This is a genomic window from Halorientalis persicus, assembly GCF_900110215.1.
GTDB classification, from domain to species: domain Archaea; phylum Halobacteriota; class Halobacteria; order Halobacteriales; family Haloarculaceae; genus Halorientalis; species Halorientalis persica.
On sequence record NZ_FOCX01000013.1, the window covers coordinates 38874 to 63739 of the forward strand.

The window sequence follows — 24866 nt, forward strand, 5'->3', positions numbered from 1 at the left end:
GAGAGGACGAAAGGGGAGAGAACGTTGCTAGACGAGATCCTCGGCATCAAGTTCGTCGTCGTGGTACTCTTGGCCAGCCTTGTAGAACACGGGCAGGGCAGTCAGGGCGTAGACAGTCATGACCCCGACCATGAGCCAGTAGTCGCTGTAGAAGGCGCCGAGGCCGGCCAGGAGCATCGAGACAGCAAATGAATAGATGATGAAGTAGGCGATGAACCGCTGGTTTTTCCAGTAGTTGACGAAGTTTTCAGCCATTTCTGGGAGTGCGTCGACGAACTCGTTGCCGAAGGTTTTCAGCGAGTCGGTCGATCCCCGGACGCTGGAAAGGAACCGTCTGATCATCCCAGGACGGGAACAGCCTCGTGGTCTTCTCCGTGGCGACCGATCGCTAGGAGTTCCGTCCCCTGCAGTTCGAAGGAGACGGTATCGCCGTCACGGGAGAGCGATACATTTGATTTCTGGATGAGATGGTCGTCACTGTCAGTCATCGATATATTCTTTCTTTCCTGCCAACAAAATTGTTGTGGAACATTATCCCCTCGAATTTCGAAATGACGATTTCAAAAATCACAATTTCCAGAATTGGGATGCTGACTGCCTGGCTGTGCTGTCGCTCACACACCCCTGAGGGGTCCAATCCAGACCGAAAACTATGGTGGTTGAGGCTAGCCCCTTTTTAGAGAGGCTAATTGAGATGCAGTATGAAATTTGAGCGGCAAAAGGTCCCGCAACCGGTCTACGGGACAGTCAACATCTACCGAATCGGGGACACGCTCATTGATACCGGCCACGTCACCGAGGACTCCCGGATGGCGATGGCTGATGCGCTCGATAGCGGGGGCCTTGCTGATGTCGAGCGTGTGGTTCTGACCCACCCCCACATCGATCACGTCGGCGGGAGTCAGACACTGCCCGAACTTGCGGCGCTTCCTCACGTTGTCTTCGAGGGCGTCCCGTCGATTATCACCGACTTTCGGCGGTACCTCAAGCGCGTTCACGAAGAGATTCAGGAACGGAGTATCGGGCTTGCCGCGGATCGAAGCGCCATCGATGAATCCTACTTTCCGATCGACGATTACGCCGAAGACGACATCCAGATCGGTCGCGTCGTCGGGGACGGCGATACGGTTCGATTGGGGGAGTATTCGTGTGAAGTCATCCATACCCCGGGCCACTCCAGACAGCATATGGCACTCTGGCATGCCGACAGCAAAACAATGTTCTCGGCGGATCTCGTATCGACGAACGGCCACTTCATGTACGGCCCGCTCTATGGAGATGTCGGCTCCTATATCGATTCCCTGCAACGACTGCGGACCTACGATGCGAATTATTTGGTGCCGGGCCACGGTCCAGTCATTTCGGATCCAACGAAACGGATCGAGGAGGCACTCGGAAAGACTCGGAGAGCCATGAGTGGTATCAAGACAGCTGTGGAAACCACCAACGACCGGATCGCAGCCGGCCAACTCGCCAGAGAGGTGTTCGAAGCGACGGAGGAGACGATCGGGTTCCTCACGCTTGTCGTGTGTGAGTACTTGGAGTATCTCGAAGACGAAAATGAAGTCGTCATTTCGTACGCAGAGGACGGTATTTTTGCAGCATCAAGTTGAGCCGGGACACCGGTTCCATTGACACAGTAGGAGGTGACCGCGGAGAAAGTCGCTTCGGAGTGCGTTGACGGTACATATTTTACAGTGGCGCTAGAGACTCCTAGGAACATCCACGAAACAATCGGGGCCCTGTAATGTCGAGCCACTACATCACATCAGCAGACCATCTACCCGAGGAGTCACAGGCTGAAACCACGCTTCAGATCACAGACGCCCAGACAAAACGGATCTTCGAGGCACGCGTACGGATCGCACAGGACCCGGACAAACTCACCGATCCGGAGCCGGTGACAGTCGTCGCTGGCCCACATGAGAACGTCAGCGAAACCAGATATATCGAGCTCCTCGATGAAACCGAAGCGTCGGGCTTCGACCGAGAGTTGTTGACCCAGTTAGCGACCGAACAGGAGACCCGCTCGAATATCCTCAACACTCGGTCCGACGACCTGAGCGTACTACTCCGATATCTCGTCGAAACCGGCGAGTACGAATCAACTGCCAACGCTCTCCGCGAAATCGCCTTTAGTTACCTCGCAGCAGAACATCCGGCCCTCATCGACACCTACGCCGAGGTCCGTGAGGAGTTGGACGACGATCCGCTCGGGCGTGCTCTCGAGCAACGAGAGTGACCAATGGCTGCCAACTCGTTTCGCGACTATCTCGACCTGCTCGATGCGGATGGCTGGATTCGGACGTTCGAGGAGTCGGTATCATGGGACCTCGAAGCCAGTGCAGTGACGATGCTCGCTAATGTCCGTGATGGGCCGATTCCCTTTTTCCAGTCGATCGCAGGGCTGGAAACGGAGACGAAGCTGGTCGGTGATCCGTACCGCGGCCCCCGTTCCCGTCCGTGGGACCACTTTGCTCGTGCGCTGGGGTTTTCAGCGGGACTCTCGGGGCGCACGTACTACGACCGTGTCATCGACCGACTCCACACACCGGCGGAGCCGCGACTCGTCGACCGACAGGACGCCCCCTGTAAAACGACGATCCGGACGGGCGGTGACGTCGACCTCCTCTCGTTTCCGTGGCCGTACATTCACGAGGGTGACGGGGGGCGATACTCGAACCTCCACACGATCGTCGCACCGGATCCCGACACGGAGTGGGGGCGCTGGTCGAGCCATCGGATGATGCTCCACGACGATTCGCAGGCCAGTCTGCTGTTACTGGCCGGCGAGCAGGTCCCTAACCGGTACTACTATGACTACGAACCACGGGACGAACCGATGCCGATCGCAGTCGTCATCGGCGCGGAACCCACTGTCGAGTGCACTGCGGATATGTGGATTCCGTCCGGTCGGAGTGAAGCTGCCTTCGCGGGTGGACTCAAGGACGGGCCCGTAACTCTCGTCGAGTGCGAGACGAGTGACCTATACGTCCCGGCGACGGCCGAGTTGGTGCTCGAAGGGCACGTTCGCCCCGCGGATCGTCTTGACGAGGGCCCGTTCGGGGACTACTTCGGGTACATGAACGGGCCACGTCGGTCCATGCCGGTGTTCGAGGTTGACGCGATTACGCACCGACGAGAACCACGTCTCCCCTTCTGCGTCGAGGGAACCGGCGTCGGATATGGGCAAAACTCTTCGAGCACACTCCGAGTCGCGGCGGCCGGGCCCGACGCGACGGTCGGGCTCAGGGCCGCCGGTTTCGATGTCGAAATGGCGGTTCCGTGGCAGTTTACGTCACGAACCGTCTGGGTTATTTCGACGGACTGTCCCTACCCGGGATACCTCCACGAGCTCGCGAACTTTATTTTCACGACGTGGGGAATGCTCCATATCGACTTCTTTGTGTTCGTCGATGCCGATGTTGATCCGCACAACCCACGAGCGGTGCTTTCGACAATCGCACTCGACGCCGATCCGGATGCCGATTTCCACCAATTCGGTGTCGAACGGATGCCAAAAGTCCCGCTCAACATCTACCAGACGCCCGACGAGAAAGGGAGCGCAGATGTGGGAACCTCGAAGGCCAAGACTGCCAAAGCTTACATCGATGCGACAACCGATGGTGACCCGAAGGAATCGACTTCGGCCGCCGAAACCCGGAAACAAGCCCAGGAACGCCTGGTCGAGGCCGGACTAGACGCTGGACGCTTCGACCGCCTCGACGAGCGGGAGGGCGAGTCACGATGATTCCGTTTGCGCAGTACGTACAGGGACTGGCCGGCGACGACGATCTCGTGCACCTCGACGGGCCATTCGACGTTCCGGTCGATGTCCTCGCTGGTGAGGCGCTTCGTGCGAGCGGCCCGGCCCTCCAGTTCGAGCGCTCCAACGGGGTCGATCTGGTCAGTGGAGTGTTCAGTGGCGCGGATCTGATGCAGCAACGCGACGCTCAACCGTGGTCACGACTCTCGCTCGGACTCGGGTTGGATCCCGACGCGACACTCGTCGACCTCCTGGAGCGGATCAGCGATCTCGGACCGGGCGCCGTGGACCCGGGCCCGACCTATACGGGGCAGTCGGCGTCGGGGACAGATACAGACGTACAGGAAGTACAATTGCCACAGGGGGAGGCCGACACGTGGCCCGCGCTGACACTCGGTGTTGCGTCGGTTGCAACGGCTGACGGGACACATTGGGCGCCGATCCATGGCTCGGTTGTGAGTGGCGAAAAACTCAGGGTCCGCGTGCCCGATTCCTTACAGTCGCTCCTAAGCGACGACGCAACGATCACGATCGCCCTCGGCGTCCCGCCGGCAGCTATCACGGCTGCGTACCTGCTTGCCGTCACCGAGCGCGTCGACACGCCGATTCAATCCTGTGGGGTGGCCAGCGCTGTCCCGCTCGTGCCGACGAACGGCGGACTCGTCCCGAGTACGACGGAGATCGTCGTCGAGACGAAGATTACCGACCGAAAGCCGGACTTCCGGTCCGACCGTCGAGAAGCCTGGGAGTACGTTACCGAAAGTGAGTCGCTCTCGCTGTCAGTCGAGCGTGTCCTCACCACCGACGATCCGGTCGTTCCCGTCACCCCAGTCGGCCGGCCGCTCGCTGACGATCTCCAGCTCACGGGGGTGACGACGGCTGCGGCACTTTACCACCGAGTCAACAACTACTGGGGCATCTCGCCCGTGGAGTGGATTCTCGTGCCGGCGGAAGCCGAACTTGGCGTCTGTTTCGTGGCCAGCGATGTCCTCTATGCTGGGTTTGAGTGGCAACTTGCGAATATTCTCTTCTCGTTCTCGTCGCTGTTCGATACCGTCGTCATCGTCGACGAGGACGTCCCGCCACAGGACTTCGGCCGTGTTCTGGCCGACATCTGGCTGAAGGCCCACCCCGCTCGCGACTGGATTTTTAGCGACCCGGACGCGCCTGCGGCGACACGCCCCCGGTACAGACGGGACGGCGAGACGGGATCTCGCGTGTACGTCAATGCAGCCTGGGATCCGCGCTGGGAGGATACGTACATCGCACCACGTGTCACGTTCGAGAACTCGTTCCCGAGCGTCGTCCGCGATACGGCATTGGCGCTGTGGAACGAAGAAACTACCAGCTGAGTCCCGTTACCTGCCTTCATCGAGGGTCAACTGCCACCCCGCGCACGGTGGCGCGGGGCTTGAATGGCTTGTCAGTGAACTCGGCCGTTAGTATTAACTCTGAGAAACAAAATTATAAGTATAAATCGAAAACGATCCTGTTTACGCAATACTCCAGTCTATTATTTCCTTCAAAGGTCAATTACTTATATTTCTTCCAATGATTATAATAATAAAATTTTACAGTACATTTATATAAGGGGCCACTATTCCGAGCGGTGTATGGTGACCAGCCACAACCTCACGGATTACGAAACGGTTCGAGAAGAGTTCTCGTGGGACGACATCTACGCGGAAGCCGACTGGGATGCGCCGAACGAACTGAACATCGGGCACGAGGTCGCCGACCGCCACGCGACCGACCGTGGACAGGTCGCGCTCTATCAGGTCGGAACCGACGGGGAACTGACCACGATGACGTTCTGGGAACTCGCCGACCGATCGAGCCAGTTCGCCAACGTCCTCGCGGACCTCGGCGTCGAGCAGGGGGAACGTGTCTTCTCGTATATGCCCCGAATCCCCGAACACTACGTGGCGCTGGTCGGGACACTCAAGCACGGCGCCGTCTGGGGGAGCGTCAACGAACGATTTGGCCCCGACGGGATCTCTTATCGGCTGGACGACTGCGACGCGAAGGTTGTCGTCACAACGACGGACAATCGCGATACGGTCGAAGACGCGCTAGACGACGCGCCAGCAGTCGAACACGTGATCACCGTCGACCGCGGCGGTGGTGCACCGGCCGACGACGTGGTCTTCAACACCGCGCTGGACGAGGCGAGTACTGAGTACGAGGTTGCCGAGACCGGCGGTGAAGACGATGCTCTGCTGTACTACACGTCTGGAACGACCGGCCTCGCCAAGGGCGTCCTCCACAAACAGCGCTGGATCGCCGGCGTCGCGGCGACCCAGAAGTACGCCGTCGACCTCCAAGACGGGGACCTCTACTGGTCGACCGGCGACCTTGGCTGGCTGACGGGTGCGATCAACACGCTCGGCGCGTGGTTCTGGGGCACCTCACTGTTCACCTACGAGGGCGAGTTCGACCCCGAAGAGTGGGCCGACTTACTCGACGAGTACCCGATCAACGTCCTGTTCTCGGTCCCGACGGCCTACCGGATGCTTCGGGAGAACGAAGAGGTACTCGACGACGCCAATCTTGACCTGCGACATGCCCTCTCGATCGGTGAACCACTCAGCGCCGGCGTCGTCGAGTGGGGCGAGGAGGAACTCGGCGTCACCATCCTCGATACGTACGGCCAGACCGAGACCGGGAATATGATTATCAACAACTATCCGACGATGGATCTCCGGCCGGGGTCGATGGGGAAGCCACTCCCGGGTATCGAAGCCGACATCGTCGATCCCGAGACGGGCGAGGTCATGGAACCTGGCGAAACCGGCGAGATCGCCCAGCGTGGGGACTACCCGTGTTTCTTCGCCGAGTTCTGGGAGAAACCCGAGAAGACCCGGAAGGCCTTCGTCGACGGCCCCGATGGCGAGTGGTATCTCTCAGGCGACCTGGCACACAAAGACGAAGACGGCTACTTCTGGTTCGAGGGGCGGGCCGACGACGTGATCCTCTCGTCGGGCTACCGGATTGGTCCCTTTGAAGTCGAGAGTTCGCTGGGCGAACACGAGGCCGTTGCCGAGGCAGCGGTCGTCCCCAAACCCCACGAAGAACGGGGCAACATCGTCAAGGCCTATGTCGTTCCGAGCGAGGGGTCGGAGCCGTCCGATAGTCTCGCGGAGGACATCCAGAACCACGTAAAAGAGGAACTCTCGGCACACGAGTATCCACGCGAGATCGAGTTCCGTGATGAACTGCCCAAGACGGTGACGGGCAAGATCCGCCGGACCGAACTCCAGGACGAAGCCGAGGAAGAAGCCGACGTTGAGCCCTGACGCTTGCTGAGCAGAGCCACAATATTATATATCAATGAATTTCGAATCCACCGACGAACGTTCGATGATTCGGTCGACCGCGGCGGACGTGGCGGCCAAGTACGGACCGGAGTACTGGCGCGAGAAAGAAGAGGCCGGGGAGTTCGCCCACGAGTTTTGGGACGAACTGGCCGAGGCTGGCTTCCACGGCTTGTTGGTTCCTGAAGAGTACGAGGGCGCTAGCATGGGTATGCAAGAGATGGGGCTGGCTATGGAGACCCTCTGTGCAGAGGGGTGTGGCATGGCCGGTACCTGGTACCTCGTACTAACTGCGGGTATGGCCGCCGTCGGTATCCGCGAGAATGGGACCGAAGCGCAGAAAGAGACCTATTTGCCGGACATCGCCAATGGAGAGCGGAACTTCTCGATCGGGATCACCGAACCCGAAGCCGGGACGAACACGCTGAACGTCGCGACCCGGGCCGAGAAAGACGGCGACGAGTATGTCCTCAACGGGAACAAGGCCTGGATCACCTTCTCGGACAGGGCCGACAACATGATCCTCGTCACGCGCACCACGCCACGCGAGGAGGTTGAGCGCGGGACCGACGGAATCAGCCTATTCATCGTCGACATGGATGATCCCGGGATCGATGTGTCGCCAATCCCCAAGCACGGTATCAACTACTCGAAGTCCTGTGAGGTCTTCATTGAGGACGTTCGCGTCCCTGCGGAGAACTTGCTGGGCGAAGAAGACGAGGGCTGGTGGGCGCTGGTCGATATGCTGAATCCGGAGCGGATCGGCTTCGCGGCCGCCGGGACCGGCATCGGCAAACTGGCTGCGGACACGGCTATCGAGTACACCAACGACCGTGAGGTGTTCGGTGCGCCCGTGGGCAGCCATCAGGCCGTCTCGTTCCCCATCACGCAGGCCTACGCGAAGATGGAGACGGCCGCGCTGATGCGTGAAAAGGCATCCTGGCTCTACGACCAGGGTGAGGAGTGTGGCTACGAGACCAACGTGGCCAAGGCCACCGCCGTCAGCGCCGGCATCGAGGCCGTCAAGCAGTCGATGCAGGCCTTCGGCGGCTGGGGCTACGCCAAGGAGTACGACGTCGAGCGCTGGTGGCGCGAGGTCAACCTCACGCGTTTGGCACCAGTCTCCCAACAGATGGCCTACAACCACATCAGCCAGGAACTCGGCTTCCCCAAATCCTACTAATGTTCGGGAAAGTTCTCGTCGCCAACCGCGGCGAAATCGCCGTCCGCGTGATGGCCGCCTGCGAAGAGTTGGGCATCGAGACGGTCGCCGTTTACAGCGACGCCGACCGCAATAGCGGCCACGTCGACTACGCCGACGAAGCCTACAACGTCGGTCCCGCACCCGCCAGCGACTCCTACCTCGATCAGGAAGAGATCGTCGACGTCGCCCAGCGGGCCGGCGCGGACGCGATCCACCCCGGCTACGGCTTCCTCGCCGAAAACGCCGAGTTCGCCGCCCGAGTCGAAGCCGCCGACGACCTCACCTGGGTCGGCCCGCCAAGCGACGCCATGGAGACGCTGGGCGAGAAGACGAAAGCCCGGACGGTGATGCAGGAGGCCGACGTGCCGGTCGTCCCCGGGACGACCGATCCTGTCGACGATCCTGCGGAAGTACGCGAACTCGGCGAAGAGTACGGCTATCCCATCGCCATCAAGGCCGAGGGTGGCGGTGGCGGCCGCGGCATGAAGATCGTCCGCAGTGAGTCCGAGGTCGACGACGCGCTCGAAAGCGCCCAGCGCGAGGGCGAAGCGTACTTCGACAACGATTCGGTCTACGTCGAGAAGTACCTCGAAGCTCCCAAACACATCGAAGTGCAGGTGCTCGCGGACGAACACGGCAACGTTCGCCACCTAGGCGAGCGTGACTGCTCGCTCCAGCGCCGCCACCAGAAAGTTATCGAGGAAGCACCCAGTCCGGCACTGGACGCTGAGTTGCGCGAGGAGATCGGCGAGGCTGCTCGCCAGGGCGTCAGTGAAGCCGGCTACACCAACGCCGGCACGGTGGAGTTCCTCGTCGAGGACGGCGAGTTCTACTTCATGGAGGTCAACACCCGCATCCAGGTCGAACACACCGTCACCGAAGAGGTGACCGGCATCGACATCGTACGCTGGCAGCTCCGGGTCGCCGCGGGCGAGGAACTGGACTTCGCACAAGAGGACGTGTCGATCGATGGCCACTCCGTCGAGTACCGCATCAACGCCGAGAATCCGGCCGACGACTTCGCACCCACGCCGGGCCCGCTGAATACGTACAGGCCGCCCGCGAGTATCGGCGTTCGCCTCGACCACGCGGTCGGACAGGGCGACGACATCGGCGGCGACTACGACTCGATGATCGCGAAACTCATCGTCGACGGTGAGGACCGCGAGCACTGTCTCGAACGCTCCAAGCGCGCACTCGAACACTTCCAGGTCGAGGGCGTCCACACGACGATCCCCTTCCACCGGCTGATGCTCGACGACGAGACGTTCGTCAGTGGTGAACATACCACGAAGTACCTCGATCAGGACCTCGACGAGGCGGACCTCGACGACGCTGTCGAGCAGTGGGGGTCCGAGCCGGACGCCGTCACTACCGGAAACGCAGCCGAGACAGCTGCACTCGCAGTCGAAGTCGACGGCAAACGGTTCGACGTCGTCGTCGAAGACGGACTCCCGCAAGCTCCAGCTGGCGGGTCCAGCGGCGGAAGTTCCGGCGGGTCCTCCGGCGGCGGCAGTCCGGACGTGGCAGCGGCCGGTGCGATCACCGCCGAGATGCAGGGCACCATCCTCTCGGTCGAAGTCGCGGAAGGCGACGAGATCGCACAGGGCGACGTCGTTTGCGTACTGGAAGCGATGAAGATGGAAAACGACGTGGTCGCGTCCACGAGCGGGACCGTCTCGTCGGTCCCGATCGCGGAGGGTGAAAGCGTCGACATGGGTGACACCCTCGTTACACTGGAGTGAATACAGATGCGAATCAAAGTCTCAGACGACACGACGGAATCGGAAGCCCAGGCCATCGCCGAAGCACTGGCGACGCACTTCGAGGACGACGTGATCCTCGTGGTCGACAGCGGCGAAGAGGTTGGCAGCGCAACCTACGACGGTGACGAGCGTGACGTGGCCACAGCGCGGGCAGAGGACGATCTGGGCCCGACCGAGCGCGAGGAGAGCCTGATTGAGGAGATCGAGGAGATCCTCGAAGGTGGTCCCGAGAAGTATAAGGAACAGTTGCCCGAGGAGGGCAAACTCTTCGTTCGGGACCGGGTCGACCTGTGGTTCGGCGACGACTTCCTGTTCGAGGACGGAACGTTCGCGGAGTTCGACTCCGACGACCAGCTCCCGGCCGACGGGCTCATCACCGGGGCCGCGGAGTTCGAGGGCCGGGACCTGCACTTCATGGCCAACGACTACACGGTCAAACGCGGGTCGATGGCCTCCAAGGGCGTCGAGAAGTTCCTGCGGATGCAACAACGGGCTCTGAAAACGGGACGGCCCGTCCTCTACCTGATGGATTCTTCGGGCGGCCGGATCGACCAGCAGACGGGCTTTTTCGCCAACCGCGAGGGCATCGGGAAGTATTACTACAACCACTCAATGCTCTCGGGTCGGGTGCCACAGATCTGTGTGCTGTACGGGCCATCTATTGCCGGTGCGGCCTACACCCCAGTGTTCGCGGACTTCACCGTCATGGTCCGAGGTATGAGCGCGATGGCGATCGCCAGTCCCCGGATGGTCGAAATGGTCACCGGCGAGGAGATCAGCCTCGAAGACTTGGGTGGCCCTGATGTCCACGCCCAGTATTCAGGGAGCGCGGACCTCGTCGCCGACGACGAAGAACACGCACGCGAACTCGTCGCCAAACTCATCGGCTACCTGCCCGACAACGCCGACGAGGACCCACCACAGACCAGCGGCGCTGCGCCGAAGCTCTCCCCGGAGGGTATCGATGCCGTCGTTCCCCAGGAGCCGAACAAGGGTTACGATATGTTCGACGTGATCGACCGGGTCGTCGACGCCGGGTCCACGCTCGAACTGCGACCCGAATACGGCAAGGAGATCATCACCTCGTTTGCCCGGATCGACGGCCGACCCATAGGGATCGTCGCGAACCAGCCCAACCACCGGGCCGGTGCGATCTTCCCTGACGCCGCCGAGAAGGCGGCTCAGTTCATCTGGACCTGCGACGCCTACAACATCCCGCTGTTGTATCTCTGTGACACCCCCGGCTTCATGGCCGGCTCCGGCGTCGAGAAGGAGGGGATCCTCGAACAGGGCAAGAAGATGATCTACGCCACGTCCTCAGCGACGGTTCCCAAACAGTCCGTCGTCGTCAGGAAGGCCTACGGCGCGGGCATCTACGCGATGTCCGGCCCGGCCTACGACCCCGAATCGACCCTCGGCCTGCCCAGCGGCGAGATCGCGATCATGGGGCCGGAAGCGGCGATCAACGCCGTCTACGCCCGGAAGCTCTCGGAGATCGATGACGAAGAAGAACGCGCAAAACGCGAACAGGAACTCCGCGAGGAGTACCGCGAGGACATCGACATCCACCGAATGGCCAGCGAGGTCGTCATTGACGAGATCGTCCCGCCAAGCGATCTCCGAGAAGAGCTGTCGAACCGCTTCGCGTTCTACGAGACCGTCGAGAAGGACCTGCCGGACAAGAAACACGGCACGATTCTCTAACACACGAGAGAGACAATGACAGGGAAGTACTACGAGGAGTTCGAGGTCGGCGAGACCATCGAACACGGGAAACGCCGGACGGTTAGCGAGAGCGACAACCAGCAGTTCTGCGACATGACGATGAACCAGCAGCCGCTGCACCTTGACGCCGAGTTCGCGGCCGACACCGAGTTCGGCGAGCGACTGGTCAACGGCCTCTACACGATGAGTCTGGCCGTCGGGCTGACGATTCCGGACACAACCGACGGGACCATCGTCGCGAACCTCTCGTACGACAACGTCGAACACCCGAATCCCCTCTTCCACGGCGACACGATCCGCGTCCAGTCGACCGTGACCGACAAGCGCGAGACCAGCGACGGCGAACGCGGCATCGTCACAATGCACGTCGAGGTGTATAAGGTGAACAGCGACGAGGAACAACTCGTCTGTGAGTTCGACCGCACCGCACTCTCACTGAAACGCGAACACACCGAGTAACAGCTTCCCGAATTCAGAATTTTAGTATCATGACAGACTCGATTGCGGAGATGGACGAGATCGTCCACGAGCCGAGCCAGGAGTTCGTCGAATCGACGAACGTCTGGGAGTTCATGCAGACCCACGACATCGATGACTACGAGGTACTGATCGAGCGGACCACGACCGATATTGACGGCGTGCCCGAGTCCGGCGTCGACTGGTTCTGGGACGAACTTGTCGACTACCTCGGGATCGAGTTCTACGAGGACTACGACCAGATTCGTAATGACACGGACGGCCCGCAGTTCACCGACTGGTACCCCGGCGGGAAGCTCAACATCGCCCACAACGTCGTGGACCGCCACGCCGCCCCGGACAACGAGCGCCGGAACAAGGTCGCCACCATCTGGGAGGGCGAAGACGGCGAGATTCGAGAGGTCACCTACCACGAACTCCAGCGACAGGCCAACCAGGTCGCCAACGCGCTCGAAGCACGCGGCATCGAGACCGGCGACACCGTCGGCCTCTACATGCCGATGGTCCCCGAGGTCGTCTCGATCCTCTACGGCTGTTTCAAGATCGGTGCCATCGCCGTCCCCATCTTCTCGGGCTTCGGCGTCGACGCCACCGCCACCCGTATCGAGGACCCCGAGTGTTCGGTTCTGGTGACCGGCGACGGCTTCCTCCGGCGGGGCGATCCGGTCACGCTCAAAGAGACCGCCGACGAGGCCATCGCGCAGGCCGACACTGACGTGGAGTCGGTGATCGTCTACGACCGTCTGGGGGCGAGCGACCCGGACACGGACCTCTCGATTCCGATGACCGACGGCCGCGACGAGTGGTGGGCCGACGCCGTCGCCACCCAGTCCGACGAGTACGACACCAAATCCCTCCCCAGCGACCAGGAGTCGATGCTGCTGTATTCGTCGGGGACCACCGGCAAACCGAAGGGGATCGTCCACACGCACGCCGGCGTCCAGACGCAAACGGCCAAGGAACTCTACTTCGGGTTCGACGTGAAACCCGCCGACCGCTTCTTCTGGGTCTCGGATATCGGCTGGATGATGGGGCCGTGGACTCTGATCGGGAACCACACCTTCGGCGGGACCATCTTCATGTACGAGGGCGCACCGGACTACCCCGAGCCCGACCGGTTCTGGGAGATGATCGACCGCCACGACCTCACCCAGTTCGGCATCTCGCCCACCGCCATCCGCGCGCTCCGCAAGCAGGGCGACGAGTGGGTCGAGGGCCACGACCTCTCCAGCCTGCGTCTGCTGGGCTCGACGGGCGAGCCCTGGGACCCCGAGTCCTGGCAGTGGTTCCACGAGACCGTCGGCGGCGGCGACACCCCCATCATCAACATCTCCGGCGGGACCGAGATCTGTGGCTGCTTTCTCATGCCGATGCCGATCAACGATCTCAAGCCCTGCACCCTCGGCGGGCCGGGGCTGGGCATGGACATCGACATCGTCGATTCCGACGGGAACTCGATCGAAGACACCCACGAACGGGGCTATCTGGTCGCCCGGGACTCCTGTCCCTGATGACCAAATCCCTCTGGAGCGGCGACGAACGCTACCTCAACGAGTACTGGTCGACCTGGGACGATCTGTGGGACCACGGCGACTGGGCCCAGAAGGACGAAGACGGCTTCTGGTTCCTCCACGGCCGCGCCGACGACGCGCTGAACGTGGCCGGCCGGAAGGTCGGCCCCGCCGAGGTCGAGGGGGCGGCGATGGACCACGCCGCCGTCAACCAGGCCGCCGCCATCGGGGCCGACGACGACACCACCGGCACCGCCGTCGTCCTCTACGTGATCGTCGAAGACGGGTTCGAGGCCGGTGACGACCTCCGCGAGGAGATCCGCGAGCAGGTCGGCGCTGAACTCGGCAAGCCGTTCCGCCCCCGGGAGGTCCTGTTCGTCGAGGCGTTCCCGAAGACCCAGTCGGGCAAGATCATCCGCCGGGCCGTCCAGGCGACCTACGAGGGCGAAGACCTGGGTGACATGAGTAGCATCGAGAACCCCGCGGCGCTGGAGGCCATCGAGAACGCGCGGTAGGTGTATCCCTACTGCCGATCGGCTTCGCGGGCACGTTCGAGGATGCGTTCGGCCTGCGAGATGAGCGGCGCGTCGATCATCTCCCCGTCGACCTTGAAAACGCCGGCATCGGTCTCGTTATCGGCCTTGACGACGCGTTCGGCCCATTCGATCTCCTCATCACTGGGCGTGAACGCATCGTTGATGACCGGGACCTGATCGGGGTGGATCGCCATCTTCCCGTCGTAGCCGAGCTGGGCGGCGAACTCCGTCGCTTCGCGGAGCCCCTCCTGATCGCCGTAGTCCGGGTAAATCGTGTCGATCGCGTCGATACCGGCGGCGCTAGCTGCGACGACGACTCGCTCGCGTGCATAGAGCACCTCGGTCCCGTCACTAGTGCGACTCGCACCGAGGTCTGCTGCCAGATCCTCCGCTCCAAATAGGAGTGCATCGGTGGGATCGGCGGCAGCAATCTCGTCGGCATTGAGGACGCCTGCAGCGGATTCGACCAGCGCGAGCACAGGGAGCTCTACGTCGCGCTCTTCGAGCTGTTGTGCCAGCGAGGAGACGTCTCCAGCGGAACCTGTCTTCGGTAGCATAACACTGTCTGGAATCGATCCGGATAGTACCACGTCAAGGTCGGTGGCGGCTCCGGATCCCGCAGGATTGACGCGAACACAGATGTGATTCTCTGACCGAACATCTGCGAGTACCGTCCGGACGGATTCACGCGCCTGCTGCTTATCGTTTGGTGCAACCGCATCCTCGAGATCGAAGACCACGACATCCGCCGTACTACCGGCCGCTTTACGCATTAGCTTTGGTTCGTCACCCGGTGCGAACAGAACACTTCGTCGGACCATATCCGACCTTCTATCGCCTGACGATAAGAGGTTATGACACGTGGCGAGCGGACGCCCCACTCCTTCTCAGTAGTTGCTGATAGTAGCCAAGATAGTCTGTGACTTAGGCAACAGCTTCCGTTTGATCCGAGACCACGTCCCAGTCATCGGGCGAAAGAACTGTGCCACCGAAGTCGCCTGCTTCGGGGTAGGCCGTCGTCACGACGTACTCGGTCCGGTCGCTGAGGTAGTCCACGAGCGTCTGGAGATGTTCGCTGGCGAGACCCCCAATATCGTCCAGCAACATACACGGCACTCGGTCGGCGACGCTGAAGGCTTCATAGCCAGCGAGGGCAGCGATGAAGCCGACGAGCTCGACCTCACCCTCGGACATGGCGTCGACGGTGATTTCCCGGCCATCGCGAGCAATGATGAGTTCGAGGTCAGATGTTTCGCCGGTGTCTGGGTCAACGTGCTTTTCGAGCCGTGCACTCTCGAAGCTGGGATCGAATTTCTCGACGACATCTTCGAGCGCGTGATCGAACGCCTCGCGAGCGGTTGCGATCACATGCTCGCGACGGGCTCGCAGCGATTGGATTTCCTGGCTCAACTCATCGATCTGAGCCTGCAGGTCATCACGCTGAGCGGCCTCGTCTTCGAGCTCTGACTTCACTGTGCGACGCTGTTCGAGCGTTGCCTCCGTTCGGGCGATCTCCTGTTCCAGCGTACTGCGGCGGTCGTCCGTTTCCTCGACCTGCGATTCCAGTTCGTCGACTCGGTCCATCACCTCTTCAAGATCCGAGCGAGCCTCTTCGAGTTCGTCTTGAGATTCACTGAGCGTCGACCGAAGCGAGGACAGGTCCTCTTCGAGTGATTGCTTTTCCTGGCGCTGCTGTCGGATCTCCTTCTGTCGCTCCTTGAGGTCGCTGACCTCAGTTTTGAGCGTCGACCGTTGCTCCCGTCGCTCAGAAATGGCCTCGCTCAGTGCATCGATCTGGGCCTGAATATCGTCGCGTGTCGTCTCGTGGCCACAGACCCAGCAGGAGAGCTGGTCGGTGTCGATCTGGCGGTCGACGTCGGCTACAAGGTCGAGATGACCTTCCTCTAACACTCGCTCGTTCGTATTGTACAGTGTTTCGAGCGTCTCGATTTCCCCGGAGAGTTCGCGAACACTCTGTTGCTTGTCCTTGAGTTGGACTTTCAAATCGGGGGCTGATGGTACGTCGATGGCGTCCAGTGCTGCCTCTTTGTCTTCGATCTGAGATTCCAGTGACTCGATTTTGGCTTCGAGCCGGGACACCCGCTGTTGGGCGCGTTCTCGCTGACGACGGGCGTCTGCGAGGTCGTCTTCCAGTGCCTCTTGGTCACCGGAGTCGGACTCGTCGCCATCGATTTCGGCGAGTTCATCTTCTAGTTCCTCGAGTTTGGATTCGAGTGACGTGATCTCCTCGGTTTTGGCGGTCAGTTTCTCGGCCGCCCGTTCAGCGTCTTCGAGGTCCGATTCGGCGGCTCGACGCTGTTCCTGGAGTGACTGGATCTGCTCGCTGATGTTCTCCTGTTCGAGTGGCCGAATCAGATGTGGCGTGAGGTCTGCACCATCGCGGACAGCAGTCCGGATGGCGTTGTCCTCATCGAGAAACGCGAACAGTTCGGCACAGATCTGGTCCTGTTCATCGGTTAGATACGGCGTCCCTGACCGAGAGACGGTCCCTGCACTCTGTTGGAGCGTGACTTGATATTCGTCATCGGGTGTCTGCAGGTGGACGGAGCCCTTTGACTCTCCGTCAGTGAGCGTGGTCGCGGAGACCTCGCCCCCGAGGACCGTCCGGATCGCAGTAATCAGGGATGTTTTGCCCTGCCAGTTCGAGGCCTGGACTGCGTTGATTCCTGGGTGGATCATTGCTGTCCCGTCGCGAATCCCCGCGATATTGGATATCTCCAGCTGCCACGTCATCTACTTCAGTAGAACGTGGTGTGGGTTCTTAACTTCTGTAGGATTATCATCGGCTAGGGGACTGGGTTCACGCTAAGAAGCTGGAGACGACTTCGACAGAACTCGCGTCCGGTGCAATATCGAGATCGTTGTGAGTGGCACAGACATAGCCCTGTTCAACAGCAGTCTCCACAGGGACACGCGTGGGACAGTGATCACAGCGGAGGGAGGCCGAGAATTCGAGTTCGGCGTTCTCGTAGCCGGCCAGCCGGTCTTTGTTACTGAGCGTTCGGAGTGATTTGGTCACGCGGTCCCGGAAGTTCTCTTTGGCGAGGTCGATCCCGTCGCGCTCCCAGTCGGTGTCGGTATTATCGTCATCGTCGCTGCCTTTCTCGGCGTCAATACACTCGCTGAAATGCCGATAAATCGTGCTGTAGGAGACGAAATCGTCAGTCATCGTCTCGACGTCAATCCCCTCGGCTTCGAGTTCGCTCACGAGCTCGGCGCGTTTGTGGTCAGGAATGTCGTCGTCAGCAAGCACTTCGTATTCGGCGTCGATTTTGTACTCGGGATCCGGCCGCCCGTTCCTCTGATAGTAGAGCGTGAGAATCTGCTTGTTGAACCAGTGTTCAAGGTCGTTGATGCCGAGTTCGTCGTGGCCGTTCTCGCCACGCCACTTCGCGACGAGTGTGCTGTCCATCTCCTCTTTGTCGAACTCGTACTTGTTGATCATCTCGCCGGTCTTGCAGCAGAATCTCTGTCGCATGAGTAGGAAGCCTGTAGGGAATCGATTGAATTCCGAGAAGTATAAATTCGACTCTCTCACCGGTTGACGACCGACGAGGGGTCGATCCAGTCGCTGGTACAGTTCTGTTCGAGGAGAACCCACTGCTGTTCTGGATTCTCTTCTCCTGTGTCACGAAGGCGAACGATGATGTCAAACGCAGTCTCCAGTTGACCGTCGTCGAACCTATCGAGTAGCGTTTCCAGTGAATTCCGGTAGATCAAGTGTGTCATGGCGTGGAATTCCTTGCTGAGGTTACGAATTGGGGTGAGAGTCTCGACCACTGTGTCGGGATCCGTTGTCTCGAGAAGGGAAGTAATCTCGATACCGACCCGGATGGTTCCGGGGTCAGCGTTGTTTGGACTGGCGTTCAGCCACAGCGCGCGACTGAGCCGATTGCGGACTGTCTCGAGATCTGGATCGCCGAGCCCGAGCGAGTGATGGCTCATATTATCTGCTGGATCGAAGCCAGCATCAGCAAGGCGGTCCTCAAATGCGGGTTCGCCGTCGGGACTACCGACGACTGGCGTCCGACCGAGCGCTGGGTCGCCAAATAACTGCGAGCTCATGTGAGCAAACGAGCTGTCGTCGACGGCGCCGACAACGAGAATCGCACTGCCGTCCGTTTCGAGACTGGTGAGCCCACTTCGAAACTCGTCCTGCGAACAGGGGTCAAAGTCATTCAAAAGCATAGGCCAGTAGATTGATGATTTTCTCTGCCCGTCCCAGTGCGTTCTGGGAGTTCTCTACCCACCTATGCAGATGCGATCTACTTACTATTTTTTCTTCCTAGGCACCTTCACACTCAATTGTTGTGCGGGACCGCGCGCAGCGACGCGAGCACGGTGGACCGCCGCGAGGCGCGTGCGCCGCGCCGAGCGCAGCGCCCCGTCGGCGCGTGGATCTGGTCCGTGCGCGCGGTGAGGCGGCCCCGCCGCCGGCGCGTGCGCTGAGGTCCTTTCTGTGGATAGCAGAGAGGCACCGGTGAAAACCCTCTCGCCGCTACGGCTAGCGATTCTGTCGCCGAGCCTCAGAACGTCCCGCGGAAGCGGGCGTTAGCATCGTCAGCCAGATCGAACGTCTGAACGTCGCCGAGCGAACGCACTCGCGCAGGTTGCCCACGCCGGGCCCGGATCAGCGTCGCGCCGTAGGCTTCACAGCGGGCACACACATGTCGTTCGACGGTCGTGTCGTACTCCCGGCGGGACTTCGAGACGACGGCGTCACCGCGGCCACAGGCGCGACAGGCAGCGCCGTCGTGACGTGAGGCATCGCGCGGCTCGGCCTGCTGTTCAAGTAGGGTGAGAATCAGTCGAAATTCGAGATCCGACTCGAGACTGGCGGGCAGTGCGTCCGTCTGCTGGGTGTCGCTGGACATGGTTGAACTCCTCCACTCTGCTTGGGGGACACAAACGAACGCTTACGATCTGTTGGATCGCAGCTACTCGTCGACGGCAATTATGGATCCAGATACACTGTACACTCGGAGATCATTCGATCAGTGAATGTCGTCGTGATTTCACCTTGCGGATTGACGACCGCTCGATCTTTGATCGTCGCCACGACCCACGGTGAACAGTACGAAGTCTTCTGTGGGTTCTGTCCGGTAATCCAACCGCTACCGACTTCGTAATTAGCTGGCAGATCACTCGTCGTCAACGCTGCACAAATGTACTCCTGCCCCGGATACGGGAGTGAATCTGCAGCCAGCACGAGCCACAGGCGTGGATTCGATCCTTGTCTGAACGGGTCCGGTGCCCAGAAAACGTCTCCCTTCTGGAAGGCGCTACTACTCACGATCTTGTCGTGGATCGACCGCGTGGGCCTGCCACTCGTCGTAGTCGAAAGCCTCCTCTTCGTAACTGGCTGCGACGGCACCCGCGTGGTCAGCTGCATCATCAAGGCTCTGGGTGTGATCGCTTATTCGCCAGTATTTGCCCCGGTGGTCAACCCGTCCCGACTTCCGCAGTCGGACGAGTGTCGGGCCGACAGAGCCCCGGGTCACATCTGTCTCTTCAGCGATCTCGCTCTGTGTGAATGCCTGATCAGGATTTGCTTCCAAAAACGAGAGAATCTTGTGCGGATTTGTCCCGGGGGTAGGCTCGTCGGCCTCCTCATCAATATTCTCGAAGCGATCTGTGCTGATGGGCATATGTATTAGTATGTATTGGATGTACTAAGCCGTTGTGTTCAGAGTTCGAGTTCCTCTTCAACTGTCACCCACGTTTCGCCGGTAAGCATACAGTCGGCACACTTGCTGTGGCGCTGGTACTCTTCAAGAGTGTCGAACAGGTCTCGACATCCGAAACATCGGATCTTGCTCCTCGACGTCGACGTGCTGGTACTCATAGTTCCCTCGCCCGTCTGGGAAGGACAAACGTCGGGAGGCAACACCCGGCCAACCGGGTCAACAGTGCCGGTCAATCCAGGCGCAGAACGCCTCGAAGTCGTTTGCGCCTGCTTGGTCTGCGATCTGTCGGAGCGTGCCGATGTTCACCCGATCGTGGGCGGGTACGACCACCGTTCGCGGTTCGGTGTCGTGGTTGTCTGGCGGTTGCCACCGAAGGATGAGGTGGTCACCGTTCGTCCGAACGTGAGTGAAATTCCCCTCGTTAACCAGAACGCTGTAGATGTCTCTCCCGGAGAAGTCACGTGTCACCATCGAACTCACCAAATCTTACTGCAGAACCGAGGGAAGGTCACCGCTCGATTCGTTCTCTGCCGGATCGACACCAAGGGCTCGAAGTTCGTCATCGGACGGTTCCTCGCCGGCGCCGTGGTAACCGGCGAGGGCTTCGTCCAAGTTCTCGAGGGCTTCCTCACGGGTGCGACCCTGGCTGGCGACGCCAGTCGCGATGTCGACAGCCGTCCAGCCGTCCTGACCTTCGGGTCGGGTCAGCCTGATCTCCTCGCTATCGTCGCCGGAACTCATGTGAATAGACATTCGTTGGTCCTCCGTAAGTGTTTGTTGCAGGTCCCAGAAGGGGGACTCGCACCCCCTGGAGAGAACAAACGCTCCCCGAGAGTCGGTTCGCGGAAGCCGTTAACCAACACCGCGACCTAACACGTCCGAAAATGCGGTTCTGCGTGCCAAATGTTGGTTAAACGCTACTGATTTGGATCAACCGGATCGATCAGCTGCAGGTCCGGATCTGCATCACCGATCCCACGGAGGGCGATCTGATCGTCGCCAAGGACTGCTCGGGCCTTCGCAAGGGTGTCACGCGTTCCGGGAGATGTTCCGTTCCAAAACGCGAGGACTGCGTCTGCACGCTGGACGATCCTCGTGTTCCGCCGAGGGCCAGCAGCCTCGCCGTAGGTGTCCCAGTCTGGTTCGAGGACGGTCAGGGGAATGTTCCCGACGTCGGCCAGCGCTGCGGCGGCGGTGTCGACACCATCGGCGCCACCGGAGACGACTTCAGCGACTGGCCAGCCGGTGTCCAGAAGTGCTTGGCCGACGGCTTCGACACAGCGGACGGGTGCTTGCTCGAACGGGAACGACCGCGAACCGACGATGGCGACCGACAGGCCGTCTTGTTCGGTGATCTGGACGCCGTGCCACGACCGAGAAGGTGCTGTTGTAGACATACCTTGTTGCTCCGAGCGGGACCGACTCCCCCTCACTTTCCCGGGGGACACAAACCCGCGCGGTCAGGAATCGAGGGATTTGATATCGACGAGTGGCTGCATCGACAGCGAGAGTGCTTCGATGACGGCGGTCTGGATCTCGTCGGTGAAGCACTTCAGCGCCGGACCAGTCCGAACGGTCCAGGTGGGTGTTTCGTACTCGACGGGGACGATGTCGAGCGTCAAGAGCTCCTGCGTCCCTTCGGTCACGACGACGGTGACGGTGGTGCCTTCACAGAAAGCCTCGTCGAGTGGCCAGCTATACTTGGCTTCTGCCTCGAACGGCGGCGTTGCGTCCGGGCCAGTGTCAGTCAGACACTCGTCGCGAACGGGAACATCGTCGAGGTCATCGATGTCCTGAGGCCAAGCCGGGTCGAACTGGTCAGCGGGCGACACGCGCGCTTCGTCGGGAGCCTCAGTCATTCAAGAACTCCTCCAGCCAGCTGGAAAAGACAAACACACCTGACGACCGCTTTCAGGCTGTCATTGAACAGTTCCCACGGTAATTGATTTCAAGAGCACGGAGGGCGAATCTCCTGCTCAGTGTAGCCACCTTTTTCATCGTCGGGTAACCTCGCTCCGCTCGGTCACCACTCCTCGAAAAACGTGGGCGAAAAAGGCTGAAGCCTCACTCCGTTCGCGCGGATGCTCGTGTTCAGTTCGCACTCTCTACTGAGCGAATCGGGGGTGCGGAGAAAAGCTATGTGAACCGTTGTAAGACGCCCTCAAGTACTACAGTTGGTAGTCGGGAAAGGTTCTTATGCGGGAACCCCCTCAGTTAGAACAGAATCAACTGGAGGCACCTACGATGACATTTCAAGAACAACTCCGCTCGATAGAAGAGCGGTACGACGTAAGTGAGAGCGAACATGCCCGGGAGCTTGGGCGCATTGTCGCGGACCTTCAGGATTAGCGCGGTTATTCTGCCTCTTCTAAGAACGAGACGAACTCACCTTTCCCATTACCGTCGGTACTGACCAGTTCGTCGTGTCCGGCACGTGTGACGGATTCAGTGAGGAAGTCCGTACAGAGTTCGGTGTGCGCATCCCCATAGTGCGCCAACGCTTCTGAACGCGTGAAATCGAGGTCATACTCTGCAAGACTGATCTCGATGCCATTCTTCCGTACAACGGTGTCACATCCCCACTCAGAGAGTAACGAGAACGCCGTCGTATTCCGGCGAACCGTGAGAAGCCGCTTCGATTCGGAAATATACTCGTTGACCCACGTCTTCCAGTCGTACGCTTCGGTCGCAAAGTCTGGAAATGAGAACCCGGTTTCGATGCTTTCCAGGTACCACTGTGCCATACTGATTGAAGTCCGGTGGTTCGCATTAGGTAGGGCGTGTTTCAGAATCAGCGTGGACATCAGCTGCCCTGCGACATCGACAGCAGTGCCGGTCCAGTCGACGCGAGCGATAGCATCGGGGATCCGGTCTAGTTCAATCTGCTTGTAGATCTCGAGCTTCGCTTCCTCTTCCAACTCTTTTTCCTCGACAATCTCCTCGAATATCTGGAGCAACCGCACTGTAATCGTCCGATCCTGCGGTGACATCTCATCAAGTACGTCTTCAAACTCCCCGTCAAGATCCTCGACAGTACCGCTCGCCCCACGATTTGTATACAGCACAAAGAATTCCTCACCGAGATCGTGGTGCTCGATAATCGCGTCTTTCCCAGCAGTCGTTATCTCATCCCTGTCTTGCGCGACATACGCGAGGGAATAGTGAGAATCATCGGGATGATGGTAATAGACACGGGCAGTCATCCAATCAAGGTAGGCAACAGACCGAATTAAAACACACTACATCCAGTGGTGGTCGAACACGTTCAGCAGGACTACTGACACGCGCATTATCTATACTGTCCAAATGTATATGGCGGAAGATGAGTATGAGAACCGGTGAATGACGCCTTAGACTGCTTAGAAATGGACGTTGAGATGTTCCCGGCACCCCCTCTTGTGCTGTTAGGGACCGCGCGCAGCGACGCGAGCACGGTGGACCGCCGTGAGGCGCGCGATGCGCCGAGCGCAGCGCTCCGTCGTCCCCGCGAGTGACGCCTGGAGCGAGCGGGGGCTCGACAGACGCCTGCGTCTGTCGGTGGCGCCGCGCGCTGTACGAGACGCCTGTCCAGCCGGCCAGCCACCACGGGTGACGGCAAAAAAAGGGCGGCGGGTCGTCAGCCGTCGAACCGTTCAAGCGCTCGGTCGACGTCCACCGTTTCGACCCACGCGTGGGTGTCTGATTCGACATCCCAGGGTGCCACCGACGGATCGTCGCTTGCCTGCCCCGTCCGGTGCATCGGCCCATCACCGCGTTCCTCGATGGTGATGTCCGTGTGCTGACCAGTGATGGCCAGGCAGGCCTTCCCGTTCCACTCGTTGACCATCACCTCTTCCAGCCGGACTCGGTCACCCACGCGGAGGGTGGGCATCCCGTTGGACTGGTGGGACTTCGACCAGTAGACGAACTTCCGCCGTTCGCCTTCGTCGTCTTCCAGGTATCCCGCCTGGAACTGGCCGACCGCCGGCGTCTCGAAGAGGTAGTCGACCTCGGCTTCGACCGTCGTCTTCCAGGTGGTGAAGACGTCGATTTCATCGAACGTTTCTGCCACATCGAACAGCCGCTGGAGCGCCCGTTTGACCCCGAGTGCTCCGTCGAAGGCGTCAGCCCCATCGAGGACGCGCTGTGCAACCAGCTTCGCGAGGCCAGCCCGCCCCAGCTGGATGTCGTCGCCCATCTCGTCTGCCAGTGAGGACGCCACCTGGTTGACCGCCGCGAGTTCGTCTTGTTGCAGCCACCCACGGGGATCGGCCTGCTCCTGGGGATCCACGTCGGGACGCTCGTCGGCCGTCGTCTGCTGGTAGGTCGTGTCAACCCCACTCTGCACTCTGGAGGATGCCGCCCGCTCGAGGCCGGCCGCATCTGCATCACGAGCGACCTCGCGATGGCGCTCCATTTCGGCTTCCCGGCTGACCCGCCGTTCCTGCTGGGCGAGCGTTTCACCGTGTCGGCGATCCCGACCAACCGCCGGATCACGCGTCCAGTCGTAGTCGTTCTGACGCTCGTAGTAGTTTCCACGCGAGTCGATCCCTTTGTTCGGTCTGAAGTCCAGCTCGTCGCCAGCCTGCGTTTCGGCGACGTCTTCCAGAATGTGTTCCGGCCCACTGACCTTGTCGGCCAGCGACACCGTCATCTGTTCCTCACGCGGATCGCGCTCCTTCTCCGCCAGTGCGCCTTTTTCAGTCGTCGATGCCTTTTTGTGCGAATGGTTGTTACCGTACATTGTAGTAACCCTGAAGGCGCTCACGCGCCCGACACCGCGATGCTACTACATCGCGGATTTCCTCGACGTCACGTCCAACAGACCCATCTGTGCGCTCTCGCTCGCGCCTTCGCGAGCGCCCCCTGGGCGCGAGCGA

The 24866-nt window shown here is 60.6% G+C and carries 25 protein-coding genes and 1 pseudogene; 10 read left to right on the top strand and 16 right to left on the bottom strand.

Going from position 1 to position 24866, the window contains the following annotated elements; translation table 11 throughout:
* Nucleotides 1-27: 27 nt before the first annotated feature.
* Together BMX17_RS14345 and BMX17_RS26165 are read right to left on the bottom strand one after the other, a co-directional pair.
* On the bottom strand, nucleotides 28-342 hold the full coding sequence (locus BMX17_RS14345; RefSeq protein WP_092661252.1) for a hypothetical protein: 315 nt from the start codon (nucleotides 340-342) through the stop codon (nucleotides 28-30).
* On the bottom strand, nucleotides 339-488 hold the full coding sequence (locus BMX17_RS26165; RefSeq protein ID WP_170845420.1) for a hypothetical protein: 150 nt from the start codon (nucleotides 486-488) through the stop codon (nucleotides 339-341). Before BMX17_RS26165 ends, BMX17_RS14345 begins: the two co-directional genes overlap by 4 nt.
* Nucleotides 489-701: 213 nt before the next feature.
* Between BMX17_RS26165 and BMX17_RS14350 the strand changes: the two genes are divergently transcribed.
* The 10 genes and pseudogenes from BMX17_RS14350 (at nucleotide 702) to BMX17_RS14395 (ending at nucleotide 14278) form a co-directional block, all read left to right on the top strand.
* Nucleotides 702-1613: an MBL fold metallo-hydrolase gene (locus tag BMX17_RS14350; RefSeq protein WP_092661254.1), complete on the top strand. Its 912-nt coding sequence runs from the start codon at nucleotides 702-704 to the stop codon at nucleotides 1611-1613.
* Nucleotides 1614-1747: 134 nt separating this feature from the next.
* The gene (locus BMX17_RS14355; protein ID WP_092661256.1) at nucleotides 1748-2242 is read left to right on the top strand and encodes a ubiD operon protein; all 495 of its coding nucleotides are present in this window, start codon (nucleotides 1748-1750) and stop codon (nucleotides 2240-2242) included.
* Nucleotides 2243-2245: 3 nt separating this feature from the next.
* A complete protein-coding gene (locus BMX17_RS14360) occupies nucleotides 2246-3751 on the top strand; it encodes a UbiD family decarboxylase (RefSeq protein ID WP_092661258.1) in 1506 nt (501 codons plus the stop codon).
* A complete protein-coding gene (locus tag BMX17_RS14365) occupies nucleotides 3748-5118 on the top strand; it encodes a UbiD family decarboxylase domain-containing protein (protein WP_092661260.1) in 1371 nt (456 codons plus the stop codon). The genes BMX17_RS14360 and BMX17_RS14365 overlap by 4 nt, the downstream gene beginning before the upstream one ends.
* Before the next feature lie 261 nt (nucleotides 5119-5379).
* Nucleotides 5380-7062 (top strand): acetate--CoA ligase, encoded by a 1683-nt coding sequence (locus tag BMX17_RS14370; RefSeq protein ID WP_092661263.1) that lies wholly within the window; start codon nucleotides 5380-5382, stop codon nucleotides 7060-7062.
* Nucleotides 7063-7096: 34 nt separating this feature from the next.
* On the top strand, nucleotides 7097-8263 hold the full coding sequence (locus tag BMX17_RS14375) for an acyl-CoA dehydrogenase family protein (protein WP_092661265.1): 1167 nt from the start codon (nucleotides 7097-7099) through the stop codon (nucleotides 8261-8263).
* Entirely contained in the window at nucleotides 8263-10029 is a 1767-nt protein-coding gene (locus tag BMX17_RS14380; protein WP_092661267.1) for an acetyl-CoA carboxylase biotin carboxylase subunit, read from the top strand. The genes BMX17_RS14375 and BMX17_RS14380 overlap by 1 nt, the downstream gene beginning before the upstream one ends.
* Nucleotides 10030-10035: 6 nt before the next feature.
* Entirely contained in the window at nucleotides 10036-11754 is a 1719-nt protein-coding gene (locus BMX17_RS14385; protein ID WP_092661269.1) for an acyl-CoA carboxylase subunit beta, read from the top strand.
* Between the two features lie 15 nt (nucleotides 11755-11769).
* Nucleotides 11770-12234, top strand: a complete 465-nt coding sequence (locus BMX17_RS14390) for a MaoC family dehydratase (protein ID WP_092661271.1) — start codon at nucleotides 11770-11772, stop codon at nucleotides 12232-12234.
* Nucleotides 12235-12263: 29 nt separating this feature from the next.
* A pseudogene (locus tag BMX17_RS14395) lies at nucleotides 12264-14278 on the top strand (AMP-binding protein).
* A gap of 8 nt (nucleotides 14279-14286) precedes the next feature.
* Here BMX17_RS14395 and BMX17_RS14400 read toward each other — a convergent pair.
* The 14 genes from BMX17_RS14400 to BMX17_RS14460 form a co-directional block, all read right to left on the bottom strand.
* Entirely contained in the window at nucleotides 14287-15120 is an 834-nt protein-coding gene (locus BMX17_RS14400) for an HpcH/HpaI aldolase/citrate lyase family protein (RefSeq protein WP_092661273.1), read from the bottom strand.
* Nucleotides 15121-15223: 103 nt separating this feature from the next.
* On the bottom strand, nucleotides 15224-17053 hold the full coding sequence (locus BMX17_RS14405) for an archaea-specific SMC-related protein (protein ID WP_092661275.1): 1830 nt from the start codon (nucleotides 17051-17053) through the stop codon (nucleotides 15224-15226).
* Nucleotides 17054-17120: 67 nt separating this feature from the next.
* The gene (rdfA, locus tag BMX17_RS14410; RefSeq protein WP_092661277.1) at nucleotides 17121-17798 is read right to left on the bottom strand and encodes a rod-determining factor RdfA; all 678 of its coding nucleotides are present in this window, start codon (nucleotides 17796-17798) and stop codon (nucleotides 17121-17123) included.
* A 56-nt stretch (nucleotides 17799-17854) separates the two neighbouring features.
* Nucleotides 17855-18508 carry a DUF7504 family protein gene (locus BMX17_RS14415; RefSeq protein WP_449272160.1) on the bottom strand — a complete coding sequence of 218 codons (654 nt, stop codon included), beginning with the start codon at nucleotides 18506-18508 and terminating at the stop codon, nucleotides 17855-17857.
* 338 nt (nucleotides 18509-18846) lie between these two features.
* Complete coding sequence (locus BMX17_RS14420) at nucleotides 18847-19194, bottom strand: hypothetical protein (protein WP_092661281.1); 348 nt, start codon at nucleotides 19192-19194, stop codon at nucleotides 18847-18849.
* An 80-nt stretch (nucleotides 19195-19274) separates the two neighbouring features.
* Nucleotides 19275-19613 (bottom strand): hypothetical protein, encoded by a 339-nt coding sequence (locus BMX17_RS27515; protein ID WP_394327909.1) that lies wholly within the window; start codon nucleotides 19611-19613, stop codon nucleotides 19275-19277.
* Nucleotides 19606-19968: a winged helix-turn-helix domain-containing protein gene (locus BMX17_RS14430; protein WP_092661283.1), complete on the bottom strand. Its 363-nt coding sequence runs from the start codon at nucleotides 19966-19968 to the stop codon at nucleotides 19606-19608. The genes BMX17_RS27515 and BMX17_RS14430 overlap by 8 nt, the downstream gene beginning before the upstream one ends.
* A gap of 38 nt (nucleotides 19969-20006) precedes the next feature.
* Nucleotides 20007-20165 (bottom strand): hypothetical protein, encoded by a 159-nt coding sequence (locus BMX17_RS26170; protein WP_170845421.1) that lies wholly within the window; start codon nucleotides 20163-20165, stop codon nucleotides 20007-20009.
* Between the two features lie 58 nt (nucleotides 20166-20223).
* On the bottom strand, nucleotides 20224-20478 hold the full coding sequence (locus BMX17_RS14435; protein ID WP_092661285.1) for a type II toxin-antitoxin system HicA family toxin: 255 nt from the start codon (nucleotides 20476-20478) through the stop codon (nucleotides 20224-20226).
* A gap of 15 nt (nucleotides 20479-20493) precedes the next feature.
* Nucleotides 20494-20748: a type II toxin-antitoxin system HicB family antitoxin gene (locus tag BMX17_RS14440; RefSeq protein WP_092661287.1), complete on the bottom strand. Its 255-nt coding sequence runs from the start codon at nucleotides 20746-20748 to the stop codon at nucleotides 20494-20496.
* A gap of 176 nt (nucleotides 20749-20924) precedes the next feature.
* Entirely contained in the window at nucleotides 20925-21404 is a 480-nt protein-coding gene (locus BMX17_RS14445; RefSeq protein ID WP_092661289.1) for a DNA-processing protein DprA, read from the bottom strand.
* 63 nt (nucleotides 21405-21467) lie between these two features.
* Complete coding sequence (locus tag BMX17_RS14450) at nucleotides 21468-21866, bottom strand: hypothetical protein (protein ID WP_092661291.1); 399 nt, start codon at nucleotides 21864-21866, stop codon at nucleotides 21468-21470.
* Nucleotides 21867-22361: 495 nt separating this feature from the next.
* On the bottom strand, nucleotides 22362-23210 hold the full coding sequence (locus BMX17_RS14455; RefSeq protein WP_092661294.1) for a DUF8172 family protein: 849 nt from the start codon (nucleotides 23208-23210) through the stop codon (nucleotides 22362-22364).
* A gap of 413 nt (nucleotides 23211-23623) precedes the next feature.
* Complete coding sequence (locus tag BMX17_RS14460; RefSeq protein ID WP_092661296.1) at nucleotides 23624-24730, bottom strand: single stranded DNA-binding domain-containing protein; 1107 nt, start codon at nucleotides 24728-24730, stop codon at nucleotides 23624-23626.
* Nucleotides 24731-24866: the final 136 nt, after the last annotated feature.

Coding starts and splice junctions, on each gene's coding strand:
- BMX17_RS14345 (WP_092661252.1), bottom strand. CDS start 342: ATGATCAGACGGTTCCTTTCCAGCGTCCGGGGATCGACCGACTCGCTG.
- BMX17_RS26165 (WP_170845420.1), bottom strand. CDS start 488: ATGACTGACAGTGACGACCATCTCATCCAGAAATCAAATGTATCGCTC.
- BMX17_RS14350 (WP_092661254.1), top strand. CDS start 702: ATGAAATTTGAGCGGCAAAAGGTCCCGCAACCGGTCTACGGGACAGTC.
- BMX17_RS14355 (WP_092661256.1), top strand. CDS start 1,748: ATGTCGAGCCACTACATCACATCAGCAGACCATCTACCCGAGGAGTCA.
- BMX17_RS14360 (WP_092661258.1), top strand. CDS start 2,246: ATGGCTGCCAACTCGTTTCGCGACTATCTCGACCTGCTCGATGCGGAT.
- BMX17_RS14365 (WP_092661260.1), top strand. CDS start 3,748: ATGATTCCGTTTGCGCAGTACGTACAGGGACTGGCCGGCGACGACGAT.
- BMX17_RS14370 (WP_092661263.1), top strand. CDS start 5,380: ATGGTGACCAGCCACAACCTCACGGATTACGAAACGGTTCGAGAAGAG.
- BMX17_RS14375 (WP_092661265.1), top strand. CDS start 7,097: ATGAATTTCGAATCCACCGACGAACGTTCGATGATTCGGTCGACCGCG.
- BMX17_RS14380 (WP_092661267.1), top strand. CDS start 8,263: ATGTTCGGGAAAGTTCTCGTCGCCAACCGCGGCGAAATCGCCGTCCGC.
- BMX17_RS14385 (WP_092661269.1), top strand. CDS start 10,036: ATGCGAATCAAAGTCTCAGACGACACGACGGAATCGGAAGCCCAGGCC.
- BMX17_RS14390 (WP_092661271.1), top strand. CDS start 11,770: ATGACAGGGAAGTACTACGAGGAGTTCGAGGTCGGCGAGACCATCGAA.
- BMX17_RS14400 (WP_092661273.1), bottom strand. CDS start 15,120: ATGGTCCGACGAAGTGTTCTGTTCGCACCGGGTGACGAACCAAAGCTA.
- BMX17_RS14405 (WP_092661275.1), bottom strand. CDS start 17,053: ATGACGTGGCAGCTGGAGATATCCAATATCGCGGGGATTCGCGACGGG.
- rdfA (WP_092661277.1), bottom strand. CDS start 17,798: ATGCGACAGAGATTCTGCTGCAAGACCGGCGAGATGATCAACAAGTAC.
- BMX17_RS14415 (WP_449272160.1), bottom strand. CDS start 18,508: ATGCTTTTGAATGACTTTGACCCCTGTTCGCAGGACGAGTTTCGAAGT.
- BMX17_RS14420 (WP_092661281.1), bottom strand. CDS start 19,194: ATGTCCAGCGACACCCAGCAGACGGACGCACTGCCCGCCAGTCTCGAG.
- BMX17_RS14430 (WP_092661283.1), bottom strand. CDS start 19,968: ATGCCCATCAGCACAGATCGCTTCGAGAATATTGATGAGGAGGCCGAC.
- BMX17_RS26170 (WP_170845421.1), bottom strand. CDS start 20,165: ATGAGTACCAGCACGTCGACGTCGAGGAGCAAGATCCGATGTTTCGGA.
- BMX17_RS14435 (WP_092661285.1), bottom strand. CDS start 20,478: ATGGTGACACGTGACTTCTCCGGGAGAGACATCTACAGCGTTCTGGTT.
- BMX17_RS14440 (WP_092661287.1), bottom strand. CDS start 20,748: ATGAGTTCCGGCGACGATAGCGAGGAGATCAGGCTGACCCGACCCGAA.
- BMX17_RS14445 (WP_092661289.1), bottom strand. CDS start 21,404: ATGTCTACAACAGCACCTTCTCGGTCGTGGCACGGCGTCCAGATCACC.
- BMX17_RS14450 (WP_092661291.1), bottom strand. CDS start 21,866: ATGACTGAGGCTCCCGACGAAGCGCGCGTGTCGCCCGCTGACCAGTTC.
- BMX17_RS14455 (WP_092661294.1), bottom strand. CDS start 23,210: ATGACTGCCCGTGTCTATTACCATCATCCCGATGATTCTCACTATTCC.
- BMX17_RS14460 (WP_092661296.1), bottom strand. CDS start 24,730: ATGTACGGTAACAACCATTCGCACAAAAAGGCATCGACGACTGAAAAA.